The sequence below is a fragment of the Variovorax sp. IB41 genome (assembly GCF_016405905.1).
In the GTDB taxonomy this organism is placed as follows: Bacteria; Pseudomonadota; Gammaproteobacteria; order Burkholderiales; family Burkholderiaceae_C; genus Variovorax.
This window is the reverse complement of record NZ_JAEFCB010000003.1, coordinates 47,266-69,115: the sequence shown is the minus strand read 5'-3', so window position 1 is coordinate 69,115 and position 21,850 is coordinate 47,266. Positions and strand designations below refer to the sequence as shown.

Annotated in this window: 20 protein-coding genes; 11 read left to right on the top strand and 9 right to left on the bottom strand. The window is 64.6% G+C overall.

The window, feature by feature from the left end; translation table 11 throughout:
- Positions 1–176 precede the first annotated feature (176 nt).
- From sucC to JC881_RS08880, 10 genes are all read left to right on the top strand, one after another.
- Positions 177–1,343, top strand: coding sequence for an ADP-forming succinate--CoA ligase subunit beta (sucC, locus tag JC881_RS08925; protein ID WP_198785366.1), 1,167 nt, complete (start codon positions 177–179; stop codon positions 1,341–1,343).
- Positions 1,344–1,353: 10 nt separating this feature from the next.
- On the top strand, positions 1,354–2,247 hold the full coding sequence (sucD, locus tag JC881_RS08920) for a succinate--CoA ligase subunit alpha (RefSeq protein WP_013544258.1): 894 nt from the start codon (positions 1,354–1,356) through the stop codon (positions 2,245–2,247).
- 118 nt (positions 2,248–2,365) lie between these two features.
- Positions 2,366–3,049 (top strand): TerC family protein, encoded by a 684-nt coding sequence (locus JC881_RS08915; RefSeq protein WP_198785365.1) that lies wholly within the window; start codon positions 2,366–2,368, stop codon positions 3,047–3,049.
- Positions 3,050–3,077: 28 nt separating this feature from the next.
- The gene (locus JC881_RS08910; protein WP_198785364.1) at positions 3,078–3,887 is read left to right on the top strand and encodes a Stp1/IreP family PP2C-type Ser/Thr phosphatase; all 810 of its coding nucleotides are present in this window, start codon (positions 3,078–3,080) and stop codon (positions 3,885–3,887) included.
- Positions 3,888–3,953: 66 nt separating this feature from the next.
- Complete coding sequence (locus JC881_RS08905; protein ID WP_198785363.1) at positions 3,954–4,622, top strand: FHA domain-containing protein; 669 nt, start codon at positions 3,954–3,956, stop codon at positions 4,620–4,622.
- Positions 4,623–4,670: 48 nt separating this feature from the next.
- Positions 4,671–6,917, top strand: a complete 2,247-nt coding sequence (locus JC881_RS08900; protein ID WP_198785362.1) for a CHASE2 domain-containing protein — start codon at positions 4,671–4,673, stop codon at positions 6,915–6,917.
- A gap of 29 nt (positions 6,918–6,946) precedes the next feature.
- The gene (locus tag JC881_RS08895) at positions 6,947–7,750 is read left to right on the top strand and encodes a 3',5'-cyclic-nucleotide phosphodiesterase (protein ID WP_198785623.1); all 804 of its coding nucleotides are present in this window, start codon (positions 6,947–6,949) and stop codon (positions 7,748–7,750) included.
- Between the two features lie 206 nt (positions 7,751–7,956).
- The gene (locus tag JC881_RS32570; RefSeq protein WP_198785361.1) at positions 7,957–8,475 is read left to right on the top strand and encodes a pilin; all 519 of its coding nucleotides are present in this window, start codon (positions 7,957–7,959) and stop codon (positions 8,473–8,475) included.
- Between the two features lie 69 nt (positions 8,476–8,544).
- Complete coding sequence (locus JC881_RS08885; protein WP_198785360.1) at positions 8,545–9,054, top strand: pilin; 510 nt, start codon at positions 8,545–8,547, stop codon at positions 9,052–9,054.
- Positions 9,055–9,099: 45 nt separating this feature from the next.
- Positions 9,100–10,827: a PglL family O-oligosaccharyltransferase gene (locus JC881_RS08880; protein WP_198785359.1), complete on the top strand. Its 1,728-nt coding sequence runs from the start codon at positions 9,100–9,102 to the stop codon at positions 10,825–10,827.
- A gap of 30 nt (positions 10,828–10,857) precedes the next feature.
- On the opposite strand, the gene JC881_RS08875 is transcribed toward JC881_RS08880, so the two are convergent.
- The 7 genes from JC881_RS08875 to moaC all read right to left on the bottom strand — a co-directional run bounded on the left by JC881_RS08875 (position 10,858) and on the right by moaC (position 19,168).
- Entirely contained in the window at positions 10,858–14,997 is a 4,140-nt protein-coding gene (locus JC881_RS08875; RefSeq protein ID WP_198785358.1) for a pilus assembly protein, read from the bottom strand.
- A gap of 24 nt (positions 14,998–15,021) precedes the next feature.
- Entirely contained in the window at positions 15,022–15,711 is a 690-nt protein-coding gene (locus JC881_RS08870; protein ID WP_198785357.1) for a pilus assembly PilX family protein, read from the bottom strand.
- The gene (locus JC881_RS08865) at positions 15,705–16,874 is read right to left on the bottom strand and encodes a PilW family protein (RefSeq protein ID WP_198785356.1); all 1,170 of its coding nucleotides are present in this window, start codon (positions 16,872–16,874) and stop codon (positions 15,705–15,707) included. The genes JC881_RS08870 and JC881_RS08865 overlap by 7 nt, the downstream gene beginning before the upstream one ends.
- An 8-nt stretch (positions 16,875–16,882) precedes the next feature.
- Positions 16,883–17,374 carry a type IV pilus modification protein PilV gene (gene pilV / locus JC881_RS08860; RefSeq protein ID WP_198785355.1) on the bottom strand — a complete coding sequence of 164 codons (492 nt, stop codon included), beginning with the start codon at positions 17,372–17,374 and terminating at the stop codon, positions 16,883–16,885.
- Between the two features lie 8 nt (positions 17,375–17,382).
- On the bottom strand, positions 17,383–17,964 hold the full coding sequence (locus JC881_RS08855) for a GspH/FimT family pseudopilin (RefSeq protein WP_198785354.1): 582 nt from the start codon (positions 17,962–17,964) through the stop codon (positions 17,383–17,385).
- Between the two features lie 36 nt (positions 17,965–18,000).
- Positions 18,001–18,495 carry a type IV pilin protein gene (locus tag JC881_RS08850; protein ID WP_332875208.1) on the bottom strand — a complete coding sequence of 165 codons (495 nt, stop codon included), beginning with the start codon at positions 18,493–18,495 and terminating at the stop codon, positions 18,001–18,003.
- Between the two features lie 190 nt (positions 18,496–18,685).
- The gene (gene moaC / locus JC881_RS08845; RefSeq protein ID WP_198785353.1) at positions 18,686–19,168 is read right to left on the bottom strand and encodes a cyclic pyranopterin monophosphate synthase MoaC; all 483 of its coding nucleotides are present in this window, start codon (positions 19,166–19,168) and stop codon (positions 18,686–18,688) included.
- 123 nt (positions 19,169–19,291) lie between these two features.
- Between moaC and JC881_RS08840 the strand changes: the two genes are divergently transcribed.
- A complete protein-coding gene (locus tag JC881_RS08840; protein ID WP_198785352.1) occupies positions 19,292–20,860 on the top strand; it encodes a M48 family metalloprotease in 1,569 nt (522 codons plus the stop codon).
- 21 nt (positions 20,861–20,881) lie between these two features.
- On the opposite strand, the gene JC881_RS08835 is transcribed toward JC881_RS08840, so the two are convergent.
- Both JC881_RS08835 and JC881_RS08830 read right to left on the bottom strand, forming a co-directional pair.
- Entirely contained in the window at positions 20,882–21,235 is a 354-nt protein-coding gene (locus JC881_RS08835; protein ID WP_198785351.1) for a phage holin family protein, read from the bottom strand.
- Between the two features lie 85 nt (positions 21,236–21,320).
- The gene (locus JC881_RS08830; RefSeq protein WP_198785350.1) at positions 21,321–21,785 is read right to left on the bottom strand and encodes a hypothetical protein; all 465 of its coding nucleotides are present in this window, start codon (positions 21,783–21,785) and stop codon (positions 21,321–21,323) included.
- Positions 21,786–21,850: the final 65 nt, after the last annotated feature.

Below are 21,850 nucleotides of genomic sequence, written 5' to 3'. Positions count from 1 at the left end.
AGTACGTATTGACCGCAACCGCACGTCGAGTATTGGTGCGGCGCACCATGATACAGTCCGCGGTTGTTCGCCGCCCCCAGCCGTCAGGCTGCCGTCGCCCGCGAGCAACAGAGCCAAAGAAGCCTCAGACCCCAGATCTCCCGTTCTCAACCTCCTCCTTCCGAGAGACATCCCTCATGAAGATTCACGAGTACCAAGGCAAGGAAATCCTTGCCAAGTTCGGCGTGCCGGTGCCGCGCGGCATCCCGGCCTATACGGTTCAGGAGGCTGTCGAAGCCGCCCAGAAGCTTGGAGGCCCGGTCTGGGTCGTCAAGGCCCAGATCCACGCGGGTGGCCGCGGCAAGGGCGGCGGCGTCAAGGTCGCCAAGTCGATCGAAGACGTCAAGAAGCTCGCCGGTGAAATCCTCGGCATGCAGCTCAAGACCCACCAGACCGGCCCCGAAGGCCAGAAGGTGCGCCGCCTCTACATCGAAGATGGCGCCGACATCAACAAGGAATACTACGTCTCGGCCGTGACCGACCGCGCCACCCAGAAGGTGGCCTTCATCGCTTCGAGCGAAGGCGGCATGGACATCGAGGAAGTGGCCCACTCCTCGCCCGAGAAGATCATCACGGTGTTCGCGGACCCCGAAAAGGGCCTGACCGACGAACAGGCCAAGCAGATCGCCGACGGCATCGGCATGCCGGCCGACTCGACCGCCCAGACGGTCGACATCCTCAAGAAGCTCTACACCTGCTACATGGAGACGGACGCCTCGCTGGTCGAGATCAACCCGCTCAACCGTGACAGCAAGGGCAACGTCATGGCCCTGGACGCCAAGTTCAACTTCGACAGCAACGCGCTGTTCCGCCACCCCGACATCGTGGCTCTGCGCGATCTGGACGAGGAAGACGCGGCCGAAGTGGAAGCCTCCAAGTTCGACCTGGCCTACATCTCGCTGGACGGCAACATCGGTTGTCTGGTGAACGGCGCGGGCCTGGCCATGGCCACCATGGACACCATCAAGCTGTTCGGCGGCGAGCCGGCCAACTTCCTGGACGTGGGCGGCGGCGCCACCCCCGAGAAGGTCACCGAAGCCTTCAAGATCATGCTGAAGAACAAGAACGTGGAAGCCATCCTCGTGAACATCTTCGGCGGCATCATGAAGTGCGACACCATCGCCACCGGCGTGATCGCGGCCTGCAAGGCCGTGAACCTGCAAGTGCCGCTGGTCGTGCGCATGAAGGGCACCAACGAAGTCGAAGGCAAGAAGCTGCTGGCCGATTCGGGCCTGCCGATCATCAGCGCCGACACCATGGCGGACGCGGCCCAGAAGGTCGTCGCAGCAGTCAAGAAGGCCTAAGGAACAAGTCATGTCGATCTATATCAACAAAGACACCAAAGTCATCACGCAAGGCATCACCGGCAAGACCGGCCAGTTTCACACCGAGAAGTGCCAGGAATACGCGAACGGCAAGAACGCCTTCGTGGCGGGCGTGAACCCGAAGAAGGCCGGCGAGTCGATCTTCAACATCCCGATCTTCGGCTCGGTGAAAGAAGCCGCTTCGCAGACCGGCGCCACCGTCTCGGTGATCTACGTGCCGCCGGCAGGCGCCGCGGCCGCCATCTGGGAAGCCGTCGAGGCCGATCTGGACCTGGCGATCTGCATCACCGAAGGCATCCCGGTTCGCGACATGCTCGAAGTGCGCAACAAGATGAAGGCCAAGGAAGCGGCCGGCGGCAAGAAGACGCTGCTGCTGGGCCCGAACTGCCCCGGCCTCATCACGCCCGACGAAATCAAGATCGGCATCATGCCCGGCCACATCCACCGCAAGGGCCGCATCGGCGTGGTCTCGCGCTCGGGCACGCTGACGTACGAAGCCGTGGCTCAGCTGACCGAAATCGGCCTCGGCCAATCGTCGGCAGTGGGCATCGGCGGCGACCCGATCAACGGTCTGAAGCACATCGACGTGATGAAGGCCTTCAACGACGATCCGGACACCGACGCCGTCATCATGATCGGCGAAATCGGCGGCCCCGACGAAGCCGATGCAGCCCGCTGGTGCAAGGAACACATGAAGAAGCCGGTCGTCGGCTTCATCGCCGGTGTCACCGCCCCTCCCGGCAAGCGCATGGGCCACGCTGGCGCGCTGATCTCGGGCGGCGCCGACACGGCCGATGCCAAGCTGGCCATCATGGAAGAGTGCGGCTTCACCGTGACGCGCAACTTCTCGGAACTGGCCAAGCTGCTCAAGGCCAAGCTGTAAGAGACGGCTGCAGGACACCGGCCACAGAGCCGGGTCATGCGAGGACCACAGAAATAAAAAAGCGCCCGCACTCGATTGCGGGCGCTTTTTTCAAATAAAACACAGTGGGATCAGAGACATGGAACTCCTTCAAAGCACAGATTTCTGGATCGGTCTGGTCAAGATCATCTGGATCAACATCATTCTTTCGGGCGACAACGCCGTGGTGATCGCCATGGCGGCGCGCTCGCTGCCGCCTGCGCAGCAGAAAAAGGCCGTGCTGTTCGGCTCGGGCGCGGCCGTGGTGCTGCGGATCGTGCTGACGGTGGTGGCCGCCAAGCTGCTGGCGCTGCCGTACCTTCAGGTCATCGGCGGCATCCTGCTGCTGTGGATCGGCCTGCAGCTCCTGGGCGAAGAAGACGACGGCGACGGCGAATCCAAGGAATACGGCAGCATGATGGCCGCGGTGCGCACCATCCTGCTGGCCGACCTGGTGATGAGCCTGGACAACGTGATTGCCGTGGCGGCCGCCGCACAGGGCAGCATGGTTCTGCTGATCCTGGGCCTGGCGATCAGCATTCCCTTGGTCATTTTCGGCAGCACCCTCATGATCAAGCTCATGGAACGCTTCCCGATCATCGTCATGCTGGGTGCCGCGCTGATCGGCTGGGTCGGCGGCGAAACCATCGTGAGCGACGTCGCGCTGCGCGACGTGCTGGTGGCCAACCCCTGGTTGCACTATGCAGCGGCTGCGGCCGGTGCGGTGTTCGTCGTGGCCGTGGGCCGCCTGCTGCAACGGCGCTCCCACGCCGCTGCCCACTGAGCGTTCGCTCGGCCGACGCCTTCAGACCATGGCGAGCGTCGGCGCTTCCCTTTTCTCGAGCCGCCCGGCGCTGTGCTGGGAGTTCGCGGCGCTGACCGACACCGGGCGCGTGCGGGCCCACAACGAAGACGCCGTGCACGTCGACCCGGAGCTCGGACTGTCCGTGCTGGCCGACGGCATGGGCGGCTACAAGGGCGGCGAGGTGGCCAGCGCCATGGCCGTCTCGCTGCTGCACGCCAGCTTCGCCCGCTGGTTCGCCCAGGCCGGGCTCCAGGCGCCGGCGCGCGTGGTTCGCCGGGCGCTGCAGGCCGCCACGGACGAGGCCAACGCATCGATCCTGCATGCCGGCACGACCAACGCGGAACTGCAGGGCATGGGAACGACGCTGGTGCTGGCGGCTTTCCGGCCGCAGCGCGTCTTGGTCGGTCACATCGGCGACTCGCGCTGCTATCGCCTGCGCAACAACAAGCTGGAATTGCTCACGCGCGACCATTCGCTGCGCCAGCAGCAGCTCGATGCCGGCGCGATCACCCCCGAGGAAGCGCTGAATTCGCCCACCCGAAACCTCGTGACCCGGGCGGTCGGCGTGGAGGCCCAAGTCTTGCTGGAGATGCATGAACACACTGCAAGACCCGGCGATCTCTATATGCTTTGCTCCGATGGGCTGAGCGAGATGATCACGGATGCGCAGCTTTTCACGCTTTTAGGACACGATGTCGGCCTTCAGAAAAAAGCACAACTTTTGGTTGCAATTGCAAACGACAATGGCGGCCGGGACAACATTTCGGTTGTTCTGGCAAGGGCGGACGTTGGCGACACGTCCCGGATGGCCAGGTAGCAGGCCTCGGCGGCAACCAGCCGCCCCGCTTGCGCTCGATACAGTTTTGCACTTGGGGAGCCGGCAATGCCGAAGATGATCATTTCGGTCGATGGCGTGGTCATCGGACAAGTGGCGCTCGCCAAGGACCGCACGACGCTGGGCCGGCGCGCCTACAACGACATCGTGATCGACAATCTGGCGGTCAGCGGCGAGCATGCCGTGCTGCACATGAGCGGTGGCGAAGTCCAAATTGAAGATCTCAACAGCACCAACGGCACCTACGTCAACGCGCTGGCCGTCCAGAAGCAGACGCTCAAGGACAACGACGTCGTCGAGGTCGGTGGTTGCCGCATCCACTTTCGCGCCCGCAGCAACCTGGCCATCGGCCCGGGCTCCGCGCGCAGTGCCCCGGGCGAGTTCTCCACCGCCATTCCGCTCTCGTCGGCGCCCACGGAATCGGGCGCGCTCATCGAGCTGGGCATCCCAATGCTTCGCGTACTCTCCGGTAGCGGTAACAACCCGGATGGCCAGGACGCGCAGGACGTGCCCCTGCAGAAGGTGGTCACCACCATCGGCAAGCCCGGCGTGGCCGTCGCGGTCGTCACGCGACGCCGGCAGGGCTACGTGGCGGCCAGCGTCATGGGCAACGTCACGCTCAACGGCGCGGTGCTCGGCACCGACGCCGTCGCCTTGCAGGAGCGCGACGTGCTCGAACTCGGCGGCGCCACGCGCATGCAGTTCGTCCGGGTCTGAGCCTTTTCCTTCTTCCCGGCGCAACGCAGGCCGTCTGAGCGAGACCGCATGAACGCGCTGCGGCGGCACTGGCCGCGCATTGCCATCACGCTGCTGCCGGTTCTGCTGGCGCTGGCGCATGCCACCGGCATCTGGCCGCTGACGGCGCTGGAGCGCCTCGATCACCTGATCTACGACATCCGCCTGCGCGCCACCATGCCGCGGACGCTGGACACGCGCGTGGTGATCGTCGACGTCGACGATGCGAGCCTCGCGCGCCAGGGGCAATGGCCCTGGGCGCGCGACACGATGGCTCGCCTCACGACCGAGCTCCTGGTCCGCCAGCAGGTGGCGGTGCTCGGGTTCGACGTCATGTTCCTGGAGCCCGATCGCAGCTCCAGCACTGAGCGGCTGCGCCAGATCGCGAACGGGCCGCTGCGCCACATGCCGGGGCTTGCCGCCGAAATCGAACGGCTTGCGCCCACGCTGGACCACGACATCACGTTCGCCGGGGCGCTGCGCAACCGGCGCGTCGCGCTCGGCTACTACTTCACCCGGACACCGGTGCCGAGCGCGAAAGGGCAGTTGCCGGCGGTACCGCTGCTGCCGCCTGACACCTTTGCGGCAGGCGCCGCCTACGCCACGGGCTGGAACGGTTTCGGCGCCAGCCTGCCGATGCTGGCGCAGGCCGCGCCCGCCGCGGGGTTCCTCAACACGCTGGTCGGCGAGACCGGCGACGGCGCCATTCGCAGCGCGCCGCTCATCGCGCGCTACGAGGGCGACCAGGCGCAGCCGGGCTACTACGAATCGCTGGGCCTGGCCGTCTACAGGCTCGCGAACGGCTCGCCGCCGGTGCGCCCGCTCCTGGCGCCGGGCGCCGCGCCGCAGCTCGAATCGCTCGCGATCGGGCGCCTGCGCATCCCTGTCGACCAGACCGCCAGCATGCAGGTGCCATTTCGCGGACCCGGCGGCGCGAACGGCGGCTCGTTCCGCTACGTGGCCGCCGCCGATGTCGTCGAAGGCCGGCTCGCGCCCGGCGAGCTGAAGGACAAGATCGTGCTCATGGGCGCGACCGCGCCGGGCCTGCAGGACCTGCGCGCGACGCCCGTCGGCGCGGCGTTTCCGGGTGTCGAGGTGCACGCCAACATCGTCTCGGGCCTGCTCGATCACCGCCTCCTCGCCGTGCCGGACTACGCGCCCGGCTACGAGGTGCTGACGGTGCTCGTCGCGGGGCTCGTGCTGGCGCTCGGACTGTCGCTGCTGTCGGCACCGCGGGCCGTGCTGCTGGGCGCGGGAACGGCCGCGGTGCTGGTTGCGCTCAACACCTGGCTCTATGCGAGCCACAGCCTCGTGCTGCCGCTCGCGTCGGCGCTCGTCATGGTGGCGCTGGCCTTCGCGCTCAACATGAGCTGGGGCTACTTCATCGAGTCGCGCACGCGGCGCGGGCTGGTGCGGCTCTTCGGCACCTACGTGCCGCCCCAACTGGTCAACGAAATGCTCCAGCGCCCCGGCCGCTACAGCATGCGCGCCGAGAGCAAGGAAATGACCGTGCTGTTCTGCGACATGCGCGACTTCACGCGCCTGTCGGAGCAGATGACGCCGGCTGAACTGCAGGCCTTCCTGAACACCGTTTTCAGCCGCCTCACCAACGTGATCAGTGCGCACCGCGGCACCGTCGACAAGTACATGGGCGATTGCGTCATGGCCTTCTGGGGCGCGCCGATCGACACGCCCGACCACGCCGCGCTGGCCGTGCGCGCGGCGCTCGACATGACCGATGCCGTGCGCGACATGAACCGCATCCACCGCGCGGGCGGGCGCCCCGAAATCAGCGTGGGCATCGGCATCAACAGCGGCGTGATGAGCGTCGGCGACATGGGCTCGGCCGCGCGCCGCAGCTACACGGTGGTGGGCGACGCGGTCAATCTCGCGTCGCGCCTGGAGGGCCTCAGCGGGCACTACGGGGTGGAGATCGTGGCCAGCGGAACGACGCGCGACCTGACCCCCGACTACACCTGGCAGGAACTGGACAGCGTGCTCGTCAAAGGCAAGGCACAAGCCGTTGCCGTTTTTACGCCGCTCACCACAGAAGCGGCCATTGCCGCGCAGCGCACGGGGCAGCTCCAGCGGTGGGCGCAGGTGCTTGCCGCTTACCGCCGGCAGGATTGGGCCATGGGCCGGAACTTGCTCGCGCCCCTGCTCGCCGCGGATGCGAAAAAAGTCCTTTACCAGCTCTACGCGCAGCGATTAGCCTCGATGGCGTTGCGTCCGCAAGACCCGAGCTGGGACGGCGCAACCCGGTTCGAAACCAAATGACGACAGACACAGACGAGGGGTCTCTCACAATGCAGGTTCGTGTGCTGGGTTGCTCAGGCGCCATCGCCAAAGACTGCCGCACGACCTCATTCCTGGTCGACACGGACCTGCTCGTCGATGCGGGCACCGGCGTCGGCGATCTCACCCTCGACGAGATGGCGCGCATCGACGACGTCGTGCTCACGCACAGCCACCTGGACCACATCGCCGCCCTGCCCCTGATGCTCGACGCCGTGGGCAGCCGGCGCACCCAGCCGCTGCGCGTGCATGCGCTGCGCGCGACCATCGAGGCCCTGCGCGCGCACGTGTTCAACAACGTCATCTGGCCCGATTTCGAGAGCATCCCGAGCCCCGAGGCGCCGTTCGTGAGCTTCCACGACATCTCGGTCGGGCAGATGCTGCAACTGGGCACCGTCGCCCCCAAGCTGATCGAGGTGCTGCCGGCCGTGCACACCGTGCCGGCCTGCGGCTTCGCCGTGCGCCGAGCGACCGGCGGCCCCCATTGGGTCTTCAGCGGAGACACCGAACGCAACGCGCCCTTCTGGGACCGCGTCAACGCGCTCGACGTGGCGATGCTGGTCATAGAGACGGCCTTCAGCAGCCGCGAGCAGGCGCTGGCCGAGCGCAGCCTGCACCTGTCGCCCGCGGTGCTGGCTGACGAACTGGCGCACATCGATCCGGGCAAGGAATACCCGATCTACATCACCCATACCAAGCCGGCGGAAACCGAAGAAATCATGAGCCAGATCGAGACGCTGGCCGGGCGGCAGGTGGCGGGGTTGGCGCAGCGAGATATTCGCTGGCTGAAGGCGGATGGGATCCTGACTTTCTGATGCCTAGCCGGGTGCGCGGCATGACAAATTTGTCACTGCTTGTAGCATCTTGAAGCAAGTTGTGTCACTTGCTGTAACGCGAATGTGATCAAAGGTGACGCATTCGGTCACTGCAGGGGTGGGAAACCGGGTGGCACAGATGCTGCGGAAGGTACTCCGCTCCGGGCTGGTTCCCGGGCTTTAACAAACCAACCTGGAGTTTTCTCATGAACGTTCGCAAGATTGCCCGCCGCGCACAGGCCGGCTTTACCCTTATCGAACTGATGATCGTTGTGGCGATCATTGGTATCTTGGCTGCTATCGCGATTCCGCAATATCAAACCTACATCGCCAAGTCGCAAGTTTCGCGTGTTGTGTCGGAAACCGGCTCGCAAAAGACTGCTGTGGAAGACTGCCTGAACAATGGCCAAATTAACACTGGCAAGGCGACCGATGCAACGACGTGCGGTGGCACCGCCACCGGCTCGAATCTGCTCGCTGACGGTGGTAACACCGTCAACGGTGTCGCGCCCGCCGCGAACTCCGGTGCTCCGGTCCTGGTTATTGACTCGGCCAAGAACACCGCCACTTTGACGTCTACGTTTGGCAACTCCGCATCTGCAGCACTCAAGGCTGCAAAGGCTGCAGTGCAATGGACTCGTGATGACACCGGCAGCTGGAGCTGCGTTACCTCCGCTGACGCAAAGTATGCGGCGGCCGGTTGCCCGAATGGCACTGTCAAGTAATCAGTGAACTCAACCAAAAGGCCGCCTTCGGGCGGCTTTTTTGTACCCCAAACCCCTCGAGCAGTAGTCATGAACACCTCAAACGCCAGGGCTCGCGGATTCACTCTGATCGAGTTGATGGTTGTGGTTGCGATCGTCGGGATTCTTGCTGCTATCGCTATTCCTCAGTATCAGACGTACGTTTTTCGATCCCAAGTACAGCGCGTGGTCGGCGAATCGGGAGCAATCAAGCCAGCCATTGAAATCTGCTTGTCGAATGGGAAGATCAAGATAGGGGATCCCGCCTTAACCGAAAACTGCGATCCCCAAGCTACCGGGTCAAACATGCAAGCGACCGCAGGCAATGCAGCGCCCACAATTGCCGAGACTTGGGCTGCAGCGGGGACTGGGGTGCCACAAGTCACTCTTTCTGATAGCGTCCCTTCAAAGATTGTCGCGACCTTCGGAAATCTCGCAGGATCTCCATTGCAAGGCGCAACCGCTGGAACAATCACTTGGTCCCGCGACTTGAACGGCTCCTGGAGTTGCAAGGCAGCCAATATTGACGCCAAGTACGTTGCCCCGGCCTGCCCGCTGTAGTGAGGTGCCTGCCTTGGCCCACGAGCCAGAGGCAAAATCACCTGGATGAGCCCCTCCGCAACGCACGCCAGCGCTGACGACCATTCCAAGCAAAACCTCTCCCCCCGGATCTGCAGCGCGTTGATCGCGTTGCCCTTTCTCTTTCCCATCACCGCAGGCCCGTCGGTCAACATCTGGCAACAGCTGGCTTCCTGGATGTGTGTTGCGGCGCTCCTTCTCTTGACAGGGGCCAAGCAAATCGAGCCACGCCCGTCCGTTCTCGTGTGGCTCGCAGCGAGCGCGGCGCTCGTTGCGGTTTTCCGCAGCCCTCTTCTCGAACCCACCCCTTGGCTCTGCGCCGCTGCAGTTGTCTTCGCCACGTGCATGGTCGCTTTCGTCGGCGCCGGGCTCGCGCAGCAAGATCGCGCCCGGATGCAGGCCGCATTGGCTCACGGCCTCATATGGGCAGGCGCCCTCAGCGCGGTGCTGGGGCTGCTGCAGTACTACGACCTCGCGGGCTTTCTCCATCCGTTGACCACCGAACCCGGCGCCGGCCAGGCCTTCGGCAACCTGCGGCAACGCAATCAATTTGCGAGCCTCATCAGCATGGCGCTCATCGCGGCGCTGTGGCTCTACGCGAGCCACCGAAGCGCAGCTTTGCCGCGACGTTTGCTATGGGCGGCCGTCGTCGCACTTTTATTGACTGCCGCTGCTGCCTCCACATCACGCACCGGCCTGCTCGAGGTTCTCGCCATCGTCGGAACGGCCGCCTTCATCGCCCGGCGAGAACGGCAGGCACAGCGCGCCGGCTCGGTATTCGCGACGCGACTGCCGTCCCCCCTTGTCGTGCTTTCGTGGATACCGCTGTACTTCGCCATCGCCTGGCTCCTGCCCCAACTCGCAGGCAGCGGTGTCGACAGCATGATGCAGCGTCTGAGCGAGGGCGCGCCTACCGGACACAGCCGGCTGATCCTCTGGAGCAACGTACTGACCCTGATCGCCGAGCGCCCATGGACCGGTTGGGGATGGGGTGAGCTGAGCTTCGCACACTACATGCACAGCGGGCTTTACCCGGGACAGCGCTTCGTCGAAATCCTCGATAACGCGCACAACCTCCCGCTGCATCTGGCCGTAGAGCTCGGCATCCCCGCGGCCGCGTTGATCTGCGGAGGTTTCCTCTGGCTGGTGGTTCGCGCCCGGCCGTGGCGCGATCGCAATCCGTTCCGGATCATGGCCTGGGCTCTGCTCGGTGTGATCGTGTTGCACAGCCTTCTTGAATACCCGCTGTGGTACGGCCCCTTTCAACTGGTGTTCGGTCTGTGCCTCGGCATTCTCTGGCCCGCAGAAGATCGCAACGAAACAGCCGCGTGTCCCTGGGCTCGCAGGCTCCCGGCGATGGCAGCCGCTCTACTGGTTGCCGTCGTCGGCTACGCAGGCTGGGACTACATCCGCATCAGCCAGATTTATCTGCCGCGTGACGAGCGTCTGCCTGCGTACGAGGACGACACGCTTACGAAAGTGCATGGCTCCTGGTTATTCGCAAACCAAGTCCGCTTCGCGAAGCTCACGCTAACGCCCGTTACCACGGCCAACGCGGCGGAGGTGCATTTATTGGCCCAGCGCATCCTGCATTTTTCCCCCGAGCCTCGCGTGATCGTCAAGTTGGTCGAAAGCGCGCAACTGCTCGGCCTCCACGAAGAAGCCCGTACCGAAGCGGAGCGATTCAGCATCGCGTTTCCGCTCGAGTACGGGCTCTGGCTGGAAGGAAAGCCGATCGATTCATCGGCTTCCTGACCTCAGCGTCTGCCGCTCATCGCCAGGCCATCACTGGTTGACGAGCTCGCGCCACGACACGCGGCGGGTACCAGGGCCACCTGCGCCCGGAGGCAACTCGACGTTCTCCAGCTTGCCGGTCGAGAGCTTCACGCTGCCGATCAGCTGGCTGCCCTTTCGCGCAAAGACAGCTGCCGAAGCCCCCAACCCATTGCCGCCTGCGAGGAGGGTGCCGACGACCTGGGCCTTCGTTGCCGCAAACAGCGAGAGGCCCGTCTTGTAATCCACGTAGTTCAGGTAGCTCGATCCGCCGATGCCGCACGCGTTGGCATTGTTCGGAATGTTCGAGACGAACACCAGCACGCCCAACTGCAGCGTCGAGTCGGTGTTGATCCGCTCGCCGGTATTCGGCAGGTCGATGAACCAGCCATTCATGTTGCTCAGGTTGGTGGCATAGCTCATCGTGCTGGACACGGTGCGCACGCCGTCCTTGTCGGTGAACGTCTGCTTCATGAAGCAATTGGTCTTCAGCGTCGTGGTGCAAGCCGTGGTTCGCGGGCTGCCGTACAGGCTGGTGACAGCGCTGCTGCCGGTCAGCGGATCCTTGATGGCGTAGATGGTCTGGACCTGCTTGCCGCGATCGCTGTTCGGGTCGAGGTCCGAAACACCCAGGTAGCTCCCCGTACCGACATAGACGACGTGGCTGCTGGCGGTAAAGCCAAGCTCGATCCAGCTGGTGATGGGCTGTGGGTTGTTGGTGGCGTCCTGAAGCGTCGCGAGCAATTGGACGGTCGAGGCGCCCGAGCCGTCGGACTTCAACTTGCTCAGATCGAAGCGCCACACGTTGCCATAGAGGTCGCCGCTATACACCTGGGTCAACGTGTTGTTGAGGTTGATGTTGTCCATCCACGCGCTGATGCGCGACAGCCCGCTGGGACACGGAGCGACGGTGCACCCCGAACCCGCGACTGCGGCGGTGGCACTGCCCACGCCGGTGTTGATCTTCTTGATGACCGCGCCCGTCTTTGCATTCAGCACCCAGAGGTGCCCGCCGCCGCCGCCAGGCGAGACGTTGTTGTAGCCCGAGGTCACGAGCACGACCCAGGTGCCGTCATTCAGCTTGGAGATGACCGGGATGCCGTAGGTGTAGCCGAGGTCGTTGTCGTTGTTGACGTTGAACTCCCACAACACCTTGGGCGTGTCGGGCGTGGTGACGTCCAGCGCGTAATAGCCACGGCCGCCGGCAGCAAGGCCGCCGACCAGGAGCGTATGCCACGCACCGTCGAAATACGCTTCGCCTTGCTGCGGCGAGCCGTTCACGAAGTACGCGTGATTGCGGCTGTAATTCTTCTCTGCGAGCTTGTAGAGATTGGGCAGCAGGGTCGAGGGGATGTAGGCCCAGCTCTCGGCGCCGGTGTCGGCGTTGAACGCGTGCAGCATGCCGTCGTTGGCGCCCACGTAGAGCATCCCTTGCCGCGTTTCGTTGTTCTTCTTGAAGAGCGCGTAGCCGGTGTCGGTGTAGTTGAAGTTCGACTTCTTCACGTAGGCCGATTGCGATCCGACAACGTCGCCCAGTACGTGCGTGCGCTTGAAGTAGTACTTGCCGCCGCCGTCGCCTTCATTGCTGCGATCACCACGCAGGAAGTTGACCAGGTTCGTGCCGGCCATACCGGTGTCCGCGCCCGCTGTCGTGCTGTTGATCTGCTGGGCCACGGGTACGCAAGCGCTACCTGCTGCGCAGACCTGCGACAGGGAGCCGATGGCCGACATCTTGAAGTAGTTCTTCATCGCGTCGCTCAGCGTGTTCCAGGTGAAGTCTGTCAACGTGGTGCCGTCGTTGGTGTAGATCTTGCGCGTGGCCCAGGCCCGGTTGTCCAGCAGAGGAGTAGGCGGCGTTGCAGACGTCGTCTGGGCGGTGCCCGATTGCGACCAAGCGGGCACGGTGCCGGGCGTACCCGTCACCGGATCGATGGAGTACCGAGCCACTTCGCCGAACCATTGCACCGAGGTGAAGCCCGAGTCGAACAGGAAGTTGTCGCTGCTCGTCACGTTGGCCGTGCTGGGCGACACAGCAGCGCCGGCACTGTTCTGTGCGTCGACGTTGTTCAGGAAGTTGGTGATGCCGTCTTTCACGGCCACCGGATCGCCGGCGCTGTAGTAAGTGCCCCGGCCGTTGACCGCGGCATGCCACAGGTCGTCCACGGTGGTTTGTGAGCCACTCACGGGCGTGGGCCAGTTGCACTCGCCCGAACTCTGCCAGCGGCACTTCGTGTTGGAGGCGGTCGTGCCTTTGAGAACGTCGTAATAGTCACCGCTGGTCGCCGTCTGGTAGTCCGGCTGGTATTGCATGTAGCCGGACACCCCGAGGCCGATCGTGTATGTGTACATGCGTTGCTGGCCGGCCAGCGTGTTGTCGGCTCCGACGTCCGTGCCGCCGGTGTTCTTGTCGGTACCAAGGATCGACGAGCGAATGTCGGTGGTGTAGTAGTACTGCGCGACGTCGGCCAGCGTGTTCGACACCTTCGCGCTTTCGTAGTACGGCCGGAGCACGGTGCTGTCGCTGTCCTGGTCTCCGATTGCGGTCGTACCATCGACGCGCGTGATCGTGTTGCTGGTGACCTTGTTGCGCGTCACCGTTTCGGACTCGTTCCAATAGCCGTCGGTCGAGAGCATCGTGTAATTGCGCTGGCAGGCGTACTGCATCGGGTCGTCGACGCTCACGGCCGTCGTGTTGCCGCTGGAGGCGTCTTGCCACAGTTTCTGGCTGCCCTTGAGTTTGCCTGCGTACATGCGGCCCGCCGTCGAAAGGGCCACGCGAAGGCCGGTGCCGTTGTTCGGCTTGGACGCCGTCAGTTTGCGGTACCAAAGATCCTTCTGCCCATCCTTCGCGGTGGTGATGTCCGCAATGTTGAGGAAGTCGGAGTTCGTGTTGTTGTTCAGGCTCATGTAGCCGATGCGATAGCTGCTCGTCAGACCGGAGAAGCCAAGGCCCGCGGCCGTCTTCGTCATCTGCATTCGCGTGCGGTAGTACGCCCACCAGTTCGCGAAGTTGGTCATTTCCTCCGTGTAAGTGCACGAGGTGGTGCTGACGCAGTCGGCACGCGTGCCGGTCTGCGGATAGCTGCCGCCGTCCGCAATCGTCGTGAGCACGGTTTGGCCGGGCACGTAGACGCCCGTCACGCCGCCGCTGAAAGCGCTGGGAGTGATCGTCATGCTCCCCGACTTGCTCGCAGTGGGCGAATCGGTGATGGCGCCCAGGGAGCTGGGGGCGACGATCGTCACTGTGGAGCCTGACGTCACCGCGCTGTAGCCCGCGACCGCGCAATTGCCGGTGACGCTCGCCGTGCACTTGTTGATGCTGTCTGCAATCGACTGCGCCAGCGTGCCGCGAACGGTGGTGGCTGCCGTGGCGTTCGCCATGATCTGCACGCCGTTGACCGTAACTCCGCTGACGGACGACGAGCCCGAGCCGCCGATGGTCAGCTTTCCTGTCGCGCTTTTGGGCCCGGTGACCGTCTGGCCCGGATAGCGTGCGTAGGTGTAGGAACTGCCTCCGGACGGTGCCGTGTCGATTCGCGTTGCCTGGCAGTCGGCCAGGGTGTTGCTGGTGCACCAGCGCAGGGTGGCGAGCACGGGGTTTGCCGTCGTCGGCGCGGTCTGTGTGGTGCAGCTGCGCTGACTCTGGTCCGTGCAGTACTCGCCCGCTACGAACGTGTAGTAGTAGGCGTTGCCCACCAGGTTCTGTGTGACGCCGGAGTTCTTGGTGGTGAAGAGCTGCGCCAGGCCGCCGGGATTGCCGGTATCCGCCACCTGGACGCCATAGCCGTCATATGGCACAGCGGCCCATTTGTCCGACGTCATCGAGGGATAGCTGCTGCCGTCGTACTTGACCGGCGGGGCATAGGTGTTGCGCGGGTTGTAGTAGATCTTGTTGTAGCCGCTGTTGCGAACAAGCCCGGGCGTGCCGGTGTAGTCGGTGTCGCTGCCCGCCCAGTCCGGCAAAAAGTCCCAGGTCATACTGCCCGAGTCGTCGAGCACGAAAAACAGGTTGGGCTTGACCAGCGTGGGGCTCGAGGTTTCGAGCGGCGCCGAGGCCAGGTCGGTTGGTGCTGCGATGGCGGTGTACATCGCCGCCAGCAACGGCACGATGCAGAAAGTCGCCTGCAAGAAATGGGTGGTGCTGCGTTTCATGGATATGTCTTCCTGTTGCGGCGACTAGATCGCCACCATGGCCTGGACCATGCTCTGGGTGTTGCGTGGGCCGTTGACGATCACGGTGATGCGGTAGTAGGTCTGCTTGGGCGAGTCCACATTGCTGCCCGTGCCGCCGCGGCCGCCGCCGCCCGTGCACGACGTGCCTCCGGGGCAACTGCCTGCAACGGCGCGCGGCGCAGTGGCGCACACGTTCGCACTGGTATTGGCTTCCCCGGTGGTCTCGCACATGCGTTGAATGATGTAGCTCACCTTGTTGCCCGTTGACGCGTCGCTGATGTCAACGGGCGTGGCCTTGGTGATGAGCGCTTTTGTCCAGAATTCGCCCCAGCTTTGCTTGCTCGCCGTGTCGGGATCTGTCCTGGCAGCGAGGTAGCCCTTGGCTGTTTGGTCGCATGCCACCGCACTGCCGGAGCTGCAGCCTGTGGCCTCGTTGACGTTGTCCTCGAGCCATTTCACGGCGGCTTCGACGCCGCGGTCGGCGGAATGCGTGGCTGCCTGCTGGAATGCGAGATTGCCCGCAATGGAGTTGGAGGTCCCGACCGAACGCGTCAGCGCAACGGCCGCCAGTGTCAGCGCGACCAGAACGATCAGCGCAAGGATCAGCACGACGCCGCGTTGGCGCGATCGATGGCCGGGCGCGCGCCCTTTGCTCATGCCCGGACGCCCCATTCGAAATTCATTGCTCAGCATCCGCCGGTCCCTCCTTGCGCTGTGGTCTGCGACCCTTGCCAGACCAGATTGCGGACCGGGATCGTGGTTTGCAGTGTCTTGTAGCGATAGTTCTTCCAATCCCCCTCGCCGCTCAGGTCGATGGGCGCGGACGACGTGCCCGCCCATGTGGGCGCCGTGCTTGTCGACGGTGCCTCACCGGCTGCTGCGTCGTACTTGGTGTACTGGCCGCTGCGTGCCACCAGTGCCACGCGCAATGCGAGCGTGCGTGCCCACGCGCATTGCACTGCCAACCCGCTCGTGTCCGCTGTGCTGCCGGGCGTGATCTGGTCGTAGGTGTCCACGATTCCGGACAATTTGTTGGAAGAGATGCCGGAGGTGTCGCGCCCGTATTGCGCGCGCATGCCGGCGATGTTGGAGGCGATCGAGACCCAGACTTTCGGATCGACTTTCTTGGGCGTCGCGTAGGTCGCGTCGGCGCAGTTGTAGGCGGTGTAGTCGCATACGGTGAGGTTGCCGTCACGCACCGCGTAGGCGCGAACCACCAGCCCCTTGCCCATGTTGTAGACCATGCTGCCCAGTGCCAGGCCAGTGGAGTCACCCGGGTCCACGGTGAGCGTGGTGCCGCTGATGGCCGTGACCTTGTCGAGCGTCAAATCGCAGGGCGTCGGCCTGGCCGAGGGCTGGGCGATCACATAGTCGGCAACGGCGAAGGACTTGGCCGTGGTGATCGGATAGGTCTTGGTCGAAGGGGCCGTGGCAATCAGGTCGCCTTCGGAAGGACTGTCGCTGGTGCCGAAGATGACCAGGAGGGTGTCGGTGCCGGCCGTGCCCGCCGGAACGACGGTCGTCGCGGGGTTGACCACCACAGGCGCGAGCGCCGCAAGCTTGACTGTCTTCGTGTCCTCGCTTGTCTTGAAGCTCAGGCTGCAGCCGAGCAAGCTGAAGGTATTGATGCCGTAGCCGGCTTCGCGCACGTCACGTTCGATGCCATACAACGCGACGGTGCCGTTGATCTGCGCGTCGTCGCCGCCGGTGGTGGTGCGCTTGTTGCCTTCGAAGACGCCGAAGACCTGCATGATGACGATGACGGACAGCATGCCGATCAGCAGGCCGACCAGGATCTCGATCAGGCTGAAGCCTGAGGCCGCCTGGCATTGGCGGGAGCGGATAGGTTGATTCATCGCTGGGCTTACTTCTGCGGTTGGTCGAGCTGCGCGACCAGAACGTACTTGCGCGTGTCATCGTCACTGGGTGCTTTCCAGTAGATGGTGACGGTGACGGTGTTGGTGCCCAGAGACGCCGTGGCACCCTTGTCCTCGCTTTTGATCACGACCTCGGGCGGGTTGGCGGCCGCTCCCGGAAGCGCAGCGACCCAGGCGTCTTTCCAGGCCTTGTACCCGTCGCCGGTGGCGGCGAACTGAGCTTTCAGAATCGCGTCGGAGCGGTCGCTGACCCACATGCGGCTTATCAGGTCGTTGGCCTGCAGCACGGCGGTCGAGCGGTACTCGGCAGCCGATGCCTGCTTGACGGATGTGGCCTGCAAACCGATCAGCCCGAGCACGCCAACCGAAAAGATCAGCAGTGCGACAAGTGCTTCCAGCAGCACGATGCCGCGTTGGTGCTTGCGCTCACGAGCGACAGGGGCGCGACGAGTGCTTCGATGGTGAAGAGTGGCGTTCATGGTCTTCGTCAGGGAATGCAGGCCATCGGATCCCCGCTGCCTCGCTTGGGATCGCACATGCGGATCTGCCCGCCGGCGGATACCAGAATCCGCAGGCACCGCAAGTTGCCACCGTCGGCGGCGCAGGTGCCTTTGCTGGACTGAATATTGATGACAGCGTCTTCCACCTTCGTGTCGGGAGATGTTGTCGGGGTCATGCGGCCCAGTCCGTTGAAACCGAAAACTCCCGAATGGTTGCTGTCGATCGTGCTGCTCGTGCGTGCTGAAACGGACTGCCCGACCTGAGAGATGTCGGTGTTACTGAGGCAATTCGAGGCCGGCGACGCCGTGCTCACAGCCCAATTCGGACCGGCCGTCGCGATGGCGCAGGAGTTGTCCAGCGAAGTGACGAGCTGCATTCGCACGGGGGTGTTGCGGCGTACTGCTTCGGCGCGCGCCAGCTGCAAGCCGTTCTGCACCGACTCCGCCGTGCTGCGGATCTGCGAGTTGTAGATCCACTCGCTAAAAGAAGGAGCGCCGATGGCTACTGCGATCGCGATGATCGCGATGCCGACGAGTAGCTCGATCAGCGAGACGCCCCGTTGGGCCATCGCTGAAGGCGATCGAAGAGGTTGGAGGGCCGGCATTCAGCACCCGCCCTTGTTGGTGATCCAGCAGTTGGTACCGGCCGTCCAGCCAGTCTTGCCCTTGGAAGTCTTGATGCCCTTTTGATCGAGCGTGAACTCGAAACCGGGCATGGTGTTTGTCCTGCCCGTGGCCGTGATCTTGAACGTGTCGGGCGCGGCTCCAGCCAGGCACTTGAACTCGAAACTTTTGTTCGTATTGTTGAGCTTGACGATGTCCCCTGTGGTCGCATCGTCGACCAAGCACTTGGTCGTGGAGCCGGTCAAGTTGTAGGTGCGATTGTCCTGAAAGCCCTGCTCCATCTTCACCGCCAGCGCCGACAGATTTGCCGTTGCGTCCGGAATGCGCCCACGCAGTACGTATTCGCCGTACAACGGCACTGCAATGGCCGACAGCACCCCAATGATCACCACCACGATCATGATCTCGATCAGGGTGAAGCCCCGCTCGAGGCGGCGGAAGGCAAGGATGCGGCTGCTGGAGGGCAAGTAATTCACGGCGGGCTTTCCTGAGGTGTTTCCCGCTCGTTCGAGGGGAAGCAATCTAGTGACAGTGGTCACAGATTGTCACCAATCGTTAGCAAACCGCAAAAACCGCCTGTCAGGGACGATATGCCGCTCGTCCCTCAATTTCGGCCCATTCAGAGGCCTTTAGCGCTCTTTTCTATGTTTATTCTTAGCTTGAGAGTCACCCCGCCACCCAACTCCCCGACTTCCCCCCATGCTTCTCCAACACATGCACATCGGTGATCCGCATCCCCCGGTCCACCGCCTTGCACATGTCGTAGATCGTCAATAGCGCCACCTGCACAGCAGTCAACGCCTCCATCTCCACCCCGGTAGGCCCGACCGTCTCTACAGTCGCCGTACAAGCCACCTGCGGCGCCCCCCCGCCTTCAGCCAGCGCAAACCCGATCGCCACCCGCGTCAACGCCAGCGGATGGCACAGCGGAATCAGGTCGCTCGTCTTCTTCGCCGCCTGAATTCCCGCGATCCGCGCCACCCCCAGCACATCCCCCTTCTTCGCCGTCCCCGATTCGATCAGCGCCAGCGTCGCCGCCTGCATCTCGATGCGTCCGGTGGCGACGGCCACGCGGTGGGTCGCCGGCTTGGCGGCCACGTCGACCATGTGGGCCTGGCCCTGGGCGTCGAAATGGGTGAGTGTGCTCATGGAGATACCTTCGTGCTTCGCACCGCGATGCCCGGCTTGCTAGGGGCAGCGGCCCGGCGCGGCGCTCATGGGTGAACGTTCGTTTTGAAGATGCATCATACGAGCCCGAGCCATGGACGAGGAATGCTGCGCTTGACTCCCTCCGCAAAGCCAAAGACCACCGCAACGCCCGCCCTGCGCGCGATATGTGCTTCCGTTTTGATAGCGGCACAGGCCCTGATGCCGATACCCGCCAGCGCGCAGATGCAGCAGATCCTGCCCGGCTTGGGCGACGGCGGCGAAATGACCGCCAGCGCCGAGCGCAGCCTGGGCGACCAGATCGCCCGCGAGCTCTACCGGGACACCGACTACATCGACGATCCGGTGATCGCCGCCTATGTGCAGGAGATCTGGCAGCGCCTCCTGACCGCCGCCCGCGCGCGCGGCGAGCTCACGCCCGAGCTGGACGAGCGCTTCGCCTGGACCGTCCTCCTGGGCCGCGACCGCAACATCAATGCCTTCGCGCTGCCGGGCGGCTACCTGGGGCTGAACCTGGGGCTGGTGGCCGCGGTCGGCAGCCGCGACGAACTGGCAACGGTGCTCGGGCACGAGCTCTCGCACGTCACGCAGCGCCACATCTCGCGGATCATGAGCAAGCAGGGCAAGCAGATGCCGCTCATGATCGCGGGCCTCATTCTCGGGATGATCGCGGCCAGCAAGAGCCGCAACGGCGACGCCGGGCAGGCGGTGATCATGGGCAGCCAGGCGCTCTTCATGCAGAACCAGCTGAGCTTCTCGCGCGACATGGAGCGCGAGGCCGACCGCATCGGCTTCGGCGTGATGACGCAGGCGGGTTTCTCGCCGCAGGGGGCGGCGGCCATGTTCGAGAAGCTGCAGTACGCCTCGCGCCTGAACGACAACGGCTCCTACCCGTATCTGCGGAGCCATCCACTCACGACCGAGCGTATCTCCGACATGCAGGGGCGCTTCCAGTTCCGCATGGACACCGCCCCCGCGCTGCCGCTCGCAATGGACCACGCGATGATCGCCTCTCGCGCCCGCGTGCTGACGCGGCCGGGCGTCGATGTGCTGCGGCTCTGGATCGACTCGGCCGGCAGCGGCGAATTCGCCCGGAGCACGCCGGCCCAGCAGGCCGGAACGCTCTACGCGGCGGCGCTCGCGGCCAAGGAGCTGCGCGACTACAAGGCCGCGCGCACGCTGGCCGAGCGGCTCGTGGCACGCACCGCGGAAGACCCGGCCGCGGCGAAGCAGGCGCGCTGGCTCAGTGCCGAGATCGAACTGGCCGCCGGCGCGCCGGCCAAGGCCGCCGCGCTGCTCGATGCCAGATCGAAGGAACGTCCCGAGATGATCCTCGCGGCCGAGGCCGCAACCGCCACGCGCCAGCCCGCGCCGATGATTCCTGTGCTGCGCGATTGGGTGGCCGCCAATCCGCGCGACGCCACGGTGTGGCGCGCGCTGGGGAACCTCTATGGCGCGCAGAACGACACGCTGCGCGCGGTGCGCGCCGATGCCGAGGCCAACGTGGCGATCCTCGATTACCCCGCGGCGCGCGACCGCTTCAAGGCGGCGCAGGAGCTGGTGCGCAAGTCGGGCGGCCCCATCGATCACTACGAGGCGTCGATCATCGACACCCGCGCGCGGGCCGTCGATGTGCTGGTGAAGCAGCAGGCCGAAGAGCCGCCGCTGAAGTAGCGGCAGCGGCGCGGGTGATGCTCAGCGCTTGGAGAGCAGCCCGCCCAGCGCGGTCTCGATGAGAAGGCCCAGCAGCGAGTAGATCAGCGAGCCGATCAGCGCGGCCACGAAGCCGTTGACGTGAAAGCCGCCGAGGAGCCCCGACGCGGCCCAGAACAGCAGCGCGTTGATCACGAACAGGAACAGCCCCAGCGTGACGATGGTGACCGGCAGCGTCAGCACCACCAGCACCGGCCGCACGATCATGTTGAGCAGCCCGATCACCGCGGCCGCGATGAGCGCGGAGCCGAAGCTCGCAACCTGGACACCGGGGTAGAGATAAGCCACCGCGAGCAGCGCGACAGCGCTGAGCAGCCATTTGATGATGATGCGCATGCGGCGCAGGATACCCCAGAGCCCTCAAAACAACGAGCCCCGGAGCGTTGCCGCGCCGGGGCTCGTCGGGGAGTGTCTGCCTTGCCTATTCAGCCAGTTCGTTCGCCAGCACCAGCAACGCGCCCATGCCCATCACCGCGCCGGGAAAGGCCCAGCCCGACTGGTGGGCCGGCGTCTGCTCGGGCGTGACCGGTTCCAGGTCGACGCCGATCTTCGGGCGGCGCGCATCGACCACGTGGGTGGCCGCGTGCTCGCGCTTCAGTTGCTGCGTCAGCTCGGCCAGCGGGCCCTTGGCCAGCACCGCCGTCACCTGCCCGCCGTTGCGCTCGAGCAGGGGCAGCATCTGTGCCTGCACCTTGCTGAACCACTTGGCGCGCCAGTTCTCGCGCGCGCTGTGGCTCACCCACTTGCTGATGCGATGCGTCATGCGCGGCGCGCAGGCCACGAGCACCCAATGGCGCGCCACGACGCTGTTGGCGTCCGGTGCGAGTTCGGCGAACTGCTCGCTGGCATACACGGCGTCGTCGACATAAAGAATGATCTTTTCCATGAGTGCTCCTTCGGATAGTTAGAGTGGCAGAGACTGGTTTGGACAGGAAAGTTTCTCAGCGAAGC

Coding starts and splice junctions, on each gene's coding strand:
- JC881_RS32570 (WP_198785361.1), top strand. CDS start 7,957: ATGAACGTTCGCAAGATTGCCCGCCGCGCACAGGCCGGCTTTACCCTT.
- JC881_RS08840 (WP_198785352.1), top strand. CDS start 19,292: ATGCTGCGCTTGACTCCCTCCGCAAAGCCAAAGACCACCGCAACGCCC.
- JC881_RS08855 (WP_198785354.1), bottom strand. CDS start 17,964: ATGGCCCAACGGGGCGTCTCGCTGATCGAGCTACTCGTCGGCATCGCG.
- JC881_RS08870 (WP_198785357.1), bottom strand. CDS start 15,711: ATGCTGAGCAATGAATTTCGAATGGGGCGTCCGGGCATGAGCAAAGGG.
- moaC (WP_198785353.1), bottom strand. CDS start 19,168: ATGAGCACACTCACCCATTTCGACGCCCAGGGCCAGGCCCACATGGTC.
- sucD (WP_013544258.1), top strand. CDS start 1,354: ATGTCGATCTATATCAACAAAGACACCAAAGTCATCACGCAAGGCATC.
- JC881_RS08895 (WP_198785623.1), top strand. CDS start 6,947: ATGCAGGTTCGTGTGCTGGGTTGCTCAGGCGCCATCGCCAAAGACTGC.
- JC881_RS08830 (WP_198785350.1), bottom strand. CDS start 21,785: ATGGAAAAGATCATTCTTTATGTCGACGACGCCGTGTATGCCAGCGAG.
- JC881_RS08915 (WP_198785365.1), top strand. CDS start 2,366: ATGGAACTCCTTCAAAGCACAGATTTCTGGATCGGTCTGGTCAAGATC.
- JC881_RS08910 (WP_198785364.1), top strand. CDS start 3,078: ATGGCGAGCGTCGGCGCTTCCCTTTTCTCGAGCCGCCCGGCGCTGTGC.
- JC881_RS08900 (WP_198785362.1), top strand. CDS start 4,671: ATGAACGCGCTGCGGCGGCACTGGCCGCGCATTGCCATCACGCTGCTG.
- JC881_RS08865 (WP_198785356.1), bottom strand. CDS start 16,874: ATGAATCAACCTATCCGCTCCCGCCAATGCCAGGCGGCCTCAGGCTTC.
- JC881_RS08875 (WP_198785358.1), bottom strand. CDS start 14,997: ATGAAACGCAGCACCACCCATTTCTTGCAGGCGACTTTCTGCATCGTG.
- pilV (WP_198785355.1), bottom strand. CDS start 17,374: ATGAACGCCACTCTTCACCATCGAAGCACTCGTCGCGCCCCTGTCGCT.
- JC881_RS08835 (WP_198785351.1), bottom strand. CDS start 21,235: ATGCGCATCATCATCAAATGGCTGCTCAGCGCTGTCGCGCTGCTCGCG.
- JC881_RS08880 (WP_198785359.1), top strand. CDS start 9,100: ATGAGCCCCTCCGCAACGCACGCCAGCGCTGACGACCATTCCAAGCAA.
- JC881_RS08885 (WP_198785360.1), top strand. CDS start 8,545: ATGAACACCTCAAACGCCAGGGCTCGCGGATTCACTCTGATCGAGTTG.
- JC881_RS08905 (WP_198785363.1), top strand. CDS start 3,954: ATGCCGAAGATGATCATTTCGGTCGATGGCGTGGTCATCGGACAAGTG.
- sucC (WP_198785366.1), top strand. CDS start 177: ATGAAGATTCACGAGTACCAAGGCAAGGAAATCCTTGCCAAGTTCGGC.